The organism is Oceanisphaera sp., assembly GCF_052084945.1.
GTDB lineage: Bacteria > Pseudomonadota > Gammaproteobacteria > Enterobacterales > Aeromonadaceae > Oceanimonas.
Genome location: NZ_JBQDEX010000078.1, coordinates 7,503 through 13,249, shown reverse-complemented (window position 1 = coordinate 13,249; position 5,747 = coordinate 7,503). Strand labels below are relative to the sequence as shown.

The following is a 5,747-nucleotide window of genomic DNA, read 5'->3' as shown; positions in this document are numbered from 1 at the left end:
AACAAAAAGGGATGCCTCGGCATCCCTTGTTATTAACAGCAACACTGCTTTACAAAATAATATCTTTTAGTGCTTGTTGCTTACGAGATAAAATATGGGTAGAGCGAATGCGGCGTACGGTACGTGATTTACCACGAATGACTAGGGTTTCGGTATGCGCGTAATACCCATCACTGCTAATACCTTCTAGCAAATCACCCTTAGTAATACCGGTAGCAGCAAACAAGACGTTGTCGGTACGCGCCATATCTTCTAGCTTTAAAATTTCACCGACCGTAATTCCCATTTCTTGGCAGCGTGCCACTTCTTGCTTGCCGATCTCAACATTTTCTTCTGTTGGCTCTTTGACTTCATAACGCGGTACTAGCCGCGCTTGCATATCACCATCTAACGAGCGAATAGCCGCGGCTGAAATCACTCCCTCTGGGGCGCCACCAATGCAATACAGCATATCAACTTCGCTTTCTGGCACACAGGCCAAAATAGAGGCGGCCACATCACCGTCGGGTACCGCAAATACACGCACGCCTAGTGCTTGCATGGTTTTAATCGCTTTGTCGTGGCGCGGCTTGGCTAAGGTAATCACGGTAAAGCGTGATAAAGGCTTATTAAGTGCCTTAGCAACCGACTTTATATTTTGCTCAATCGACTTAGATAAATCGATGGCACCTTTAGCCCGCGCGCCAACAATCAGCTTTTCCATATACATGTCAGGGGCGCGCAAAAAGGCCCCTTTTTCACCCACGGCAATCACGGCTAAGGCATTAGACTGGCCCATGGCCGTCATACGGGTACCTTCTATGGGGTCTACGGCAATATCAACGTCTTCACCGCCAAGACCTACTTGCTCACCGATATACAGCATAGGTGCGTCATCAATTTCGCCTTCGCCGATAACGACTTCACCGTTAATTTCAATTTCATTTAATACATGACGCATCGCTGCCACGGCAGCACCGTCGGCGGTATTTTTATCGCCTCTACCTAACCACTTGTAACCGGCCAAGGCGGCGGCTTCGGTTACGCGGGAGAATTCAATGGCTAATTCACGTCTCATGCTCTTTCCTAATCGTTCAAATGATCGCTATTGGCATTATCAGTTATCTAAAATACGGTGCTGTAAAATACGATAAACATCAGGTGTCTCTATTTTCTCTGATGCGCAGACATCTAAGTCATGCAATCTGCCGTCTTTAATACCGTATACCCAGCCGTGAATAGACAACTCTTGCCCTCGCTGCCATGCATGCTGAACTATGCTGGTTCGACACAGGTTAGCAACCTGCTCCACCACATTTAATTCGCATAGTGCATCTTCTTGTAACTGTTCACTTTCTAAATCTTGTAAGTCTTTACGATAACGCTGATATAAATCTTTAAGGCTACATAACCAGTTATCAATTAACCCTAACTCCACATCATCCATCACGGCTCTTACGCCACCGCAACCATAGTGACCACAAATGATAATGTGTTTCACTTTTAACACTTCTACCGCATATTGTACCACCGACAAACAGTTAAAATCGGTATGCATAACAAGGTTGGCTACATTGCGGTGTACAAACACATCGCCAGGTAATAACCCGGTAAGTTGGTTAGCAGGAACGCGACTGTCTGAGCAACCGATCCATAAATATTCTGGTGCCTGCTGTAACGCTAATTTTTCGAAAAAGGTCGGATCTTCCGCTTTGATCCTCTCTGACCATTCCTGGTTATTGTTAAACAGCTGCTTCAATATTCTCATGGGGTATTCCTGCTTTTTTCTATTAGAGTAAATGCTTAGCGGAAAAAAGGCCCCAGCGGGGCCTTTTCTTCAATCTTAATTCACTTTCAAGAATCCATGGCCATTTTTAACTTTTTAAGTGCACTTTTTTCTAGCTGGCGAATGCGCTCAGCGGATACGCCATATTCATCCGCTAACACTTGCAAAGTGGTCTTGTCATCTTCATCTAACCAACGCGCTTGAATAATATGTTGGCTACGATCATCCAGTGTGGCTAAGGCTGAGCGTAAACGACGATTAGCCGTTTGCTCCCAGTTGTCGTCTTCTACTTGAGTGGCCACATCTGAGCTGTGATCTTGTAGGTACTGAACCGGCGAAAAATTAGTCTCTTTTTCATCATCATCTGACGCCAAATCAAACGCTTGGTCTTGTGCGCTCATGCGCGATTCCATTTCCAGCACTTCAGAGGGCTGAACGCCTAAGTTGTCAGCTACCATTTTTACTTCATCTTGGTTAAACCAACCCAAGCGCTTTTTAGATTTACGTAAGTTAAAGAACAGCTTACGCTGAGCTTTAGTGGTAGCTACTTTTACCACGCGCCAGTTGCGTAATACATATTCGTGAATTTCGGCTTTAATCCAATGTACCGCAAAAGATACTAGGCGCACGCCGACACCCGGATCAAAGCGTTTAACGGCTTTCATTAAGCCAATATTGCCTTCTTGAATTAAGTCAGCTTGCGGTAAGCCATAACCAGAGTAACCTCGGGCAATGTGCACCACAAATCGCAAATGAGACATAATCATTTGTCGGGCTGAAGATAAACTACCGTCGCTGTGTAGACGTTCTGCAAGTGACTTTTCTTCTTCGGCACTTAACACAGGAATAGTATTTACGGCCTGGATATAAGCCTCCAGGCTACCTTGCGGTACAAGGGAGAAATGGCGCTGAAAATCTGTCGTCATCACACTCGTATTCATTATTACATGACTCCGTATAAAGGCAGCAAGGATGCACTCAGTACTAGACACCAAAGGTTTAGACACAAAAGTGCATGCCGCACGCTGCGCTGCGGACAATGTATTTATTTAAAGCTAAATATTAGAACATGGTGTTGCACTGCTCATATAAGACCACATTTTACGTCTTAAGTTCAAGTCGTTCAAATAGCAAAGAGACTTTACTGGGGTTCAATGGCGCGAATATGACGGCGCACCGAGAACCCAGACGCCAGCAAACTGAGCAAAGTCCCTGTTGCTACCAGCAGTACACTTTCTTCTAAGCTTAGGCCCAGTAGGTCGAAATCACTTTGATATAAATCAGCCAAAGCACTTACTTTGTGGCTGAGCCAAAACACCATCACTAACGTTAACCACCAAGCTAATAATCCCCCTATTATGCCATACCAAAGACCAACATATAAAAAAGGTCTTTGAATAAAACGGTCTGTGGCTCCCACTAGCTTCATAACTTCAATTTCGTAGCGGCTATTCAAAATATTAAGCCGCAGGGTATTACCTACCACCAATAATACCCCAGCCAAAAGTAAGCTGGCCATACCCACCACCGCTTGGCGTAATAAATCGACAATGCCTGACAAGCGCGCCAACCACGCCATATCTAACCGTGCCGTGTCTACGGTGGGCTCAGCATTCATGTCAGCTAGTAGCTGCTCGGCAGCTTCAGGGAGACGACCAGTTTCAGATAGCCCTAAAATAAGCACGGCCGGCAACGGATTGTCCGCCAGCAAGTCGAGCGCCTCGGCAAACCCTGCGGCCCCTTTAAAATCATCTCGCCCTTGTTCGGCACTAATGTAGGTAACCTTATCTATCTCAGGCAAAGCAGCCAACCGGGTTTGCAGCTCGGTAACTTGTTGCTCTGTAGTGCTTTGCTGCAAATAAAGGCTTATTTGTGCCTTACTTTGCCACACTGCACTAACTGACTCGGCATTTTTTAGTAATACATAAAAGCTGGCCGGCAGTGCCAAGCTCACCCCTAATACAGCAATAGTCATAAGCGAGCTTAGCGGGGTACGCCATAGCTCCCCTAGGCTGGCAAAAAGTTGGCGTATATGATCCTTGCCATACATGGCTAGGCGCTGTAGCAAAGATAATTTATATTTGCTCATCACAACTCTCCACCTGCAAGCGACCGGTATTTAGGGTTAAGCTTCTATAACGTTGTGAGTCAATTAACCCCGTATCATGAGTGGCAATAAGCACGCTCACGCCGACACTGTTAAATGCCTCAAAGAGCCGCAATATCTCCATTGATAACTCAGGATCAAGATTACCCGTTGGCTCATCCGCTAATAGTAATAAAGGCTTATTCACAATAGCGCGCGCTATGCCAACTCTTTGTTGCTCACCGCCTGATAACATCAATGGAAAATATCGGTCTTTGCCCAGTAAGCCTACTTTATCCAGTGCTGCCGATACACGCCGGCGAATATCTTGGTGACTGTAACCTTCAATAACTAAAGGAAGAGCAACGTTATCAAACACGGTACGCGCATTAATCAGGTGGTGGTCTTGAAAAATCATACCAATGCGGCGGCGCACATAGGGTATATGATCACGGCGAATACGACTGACGTCTTGGCCATTAAACAGCACTTGGCCATCGGTGGGGCGCTCCATGACGCTTATCAATTTAAGCAAAGTACTTTTGCCCGCCCCCGAGTGCCCAGTCAAATACGCCATTTCCCCTTTGCCTAAGTGGAAACTGACTTTTTGCAGTGCCTGAAAGCCACCGCTATATACCTTGCTAACCTGATCGAAGCGGATCATTTATTCATCCTGCATAAAAAGGGCTTCAATAAACTCTTGGGCAATAAAGGGCCGTAAATCATCAATTTGTTCACCTACCCCAATATAGCGGATAGGAATACCAAATTTGTCGGCAACAGAGAAAATAACTCCGCCTTTAGCGGTACCATCCAGCTTACTGAGTGTAATGCCTGTTACCGGCACGGCCTCATTAAATATTTTGGCTTGGCTGATCGCATTTTGGCCAGTGCCGGCATCCAATGTGAGCATAATTTCGTGCGGCGCACCGCCATCAATTTTTTGCATAACGCGCACGACTTTTTTCAGCTCGTCCATCAGGTGTGATTTATTTTGTAAGCGCCCTGCGGTATCAACAAGCAAAACATCCATTTTTCGGGCTTTAGCCGCTGCAACTGCATCATAAATAACCGAAGCGGCATCGGCCCCAGTGTGCTGAGCAATAACGGGAATCTCATTACGCTCACCCCATACCTGCAGCTGCTCTACTGCAGCCGCCCTAAAAGTATCACCTGCAGCTAGCATCACTGACTTACCTTCGGCCTGAAACTGACGCGCCATCTTACCAATAGTGGTGGTTTTCCCTACGCCATTTACCCCAACCATTAGAATAACGTAAGGTTTATGTGCGCTATCAATCACCAAAGGCTGTTCAACCTTGTTTAAGATACCGGCCATTTCTTCTTTTAGTAGCTCATATAAGGCTTCACCGTCTTTTAGCTGACGACGGTTAGCCTGACGCGTGAGATTATCAATAATTGAGAGTGTGGTTTCTACGCCGAGATCTGCCGTTAGCAGCTGCGTTTCCAACTCTTCAAATAAATCATCGTCAATTTTTTTGCCACTAAAGAGGCCAAAAAAACCTGATCCTATATTTTGTCTGGTTTTAAGCAGGCCAGTTTTTAAGCGGGCAAAAAAACCTTTTTTAGGTGTTTTAGCTGCCTCTTCGGCTAACCGCGCTTCTTCGGCCGCTTTCGCCTCTTCAGCTAACCGTGCTTCCTCGGCCGCTTTCGCCTCTTCGGCTAATCGTGCTTCCTCGGCCGCTTTCGCCTCTTCGGCTAATCGTGCTTGCTCGGCCGCTTTTGCCTCTGCCGCTAACCGTGCTTGCTCGGCCGCTTTCGCCCCTGCGGCTAACTGTGCTTCCTCAGCCGCTTTCGCCTCTGCGGCTAATCGCGCTTCTTCGGCCGCTTTCGCCTCTTCGGCTAATCGTGCTTGCTCGGCCGCTTTTGCCTCTG

At 46.7% G+C, this 5,747-nt stretch carries 6 protein-coding genes; all 6 read right to left on the bottom strand.

What is annotated here, in order from left to right; all coding sequences use genetic code 11:
• Positions 1-49: 49 nt before the first annotated feature.
• Positions 50-1,057, bottom strand: coding sequence for a class II fructose-bisphosphatase (glpX, locus tag ACTHY5_RS08275; RefSeq protein WP_441878587.1), 1,008 nt, complete (start codon positions 1,055-1,057; stop codon positions 50-52).
• A gap of 39 nt (positions 1,058-1,096) precedes the next feature.
• Positions 1,097-1,747, bottom strand: coding sequence for a carbonate dehydratase (gene can / locus ACTHY5_RS08270; RefSeq protein ID WP_441878585.1), 651 nt, complete (start codon positions 1,745-1,747; stop codon positions 1,097-1,099).
• An 86-nt stretch (positions 1,748-1,833) separates the two neighbouring features.
• Positions 1,834-2,691 carry an RNA polymerase sigma factor RpoH gene (gene rpoH / locus ACTHY5_RS08265; protein ID WP_441878589.1) on the bottom strand — a complete coding sequence of 286 codons (858 nt, stop codon included), beginning with the start codon at positions 2,689-2,691 and terminating at the stop codon, positions 1,834-1,836.
• 215 nt (positions 2,692-2,906) lie between these two features.
• The gene (gene ftsX, locus ACTHY5_RS08260; RefSeq protein ID WP_441878583.1) at positions 2,907-3,854 is read right to left on the bottom strand and encodes a permease-like cell division protein FtsX; all 948 of its coding nucleotides are present in this window, start codon (positions 3,852-3,854) and stop codon (positions 2,907-2,909) included.
• Positions 3,841-4,515 (bottom strand): cell division ATP-binding protein FtsE, encoded by a 675-nt coding sequence (ftsE, locus tag ACTHY5_RS08255; protein ID WP_441878581.1) that lies wholly within the window; start codon positions 4,513-4,515, stop codon positions 3,841-3,843. The genes ftsX and ftsE overlap by 14 nt, the downstream gene beginning before the upstream one ends.
• Positions 4,516-5,747: signal recognition particle-docking protein FtsY (gene ftsY, locus ACTHY5_RS08250; RefSeq protein ID WP_441878579.1), on the bottom strand; the 1,232-nt coding region annotated here is incomplete at its 5' end.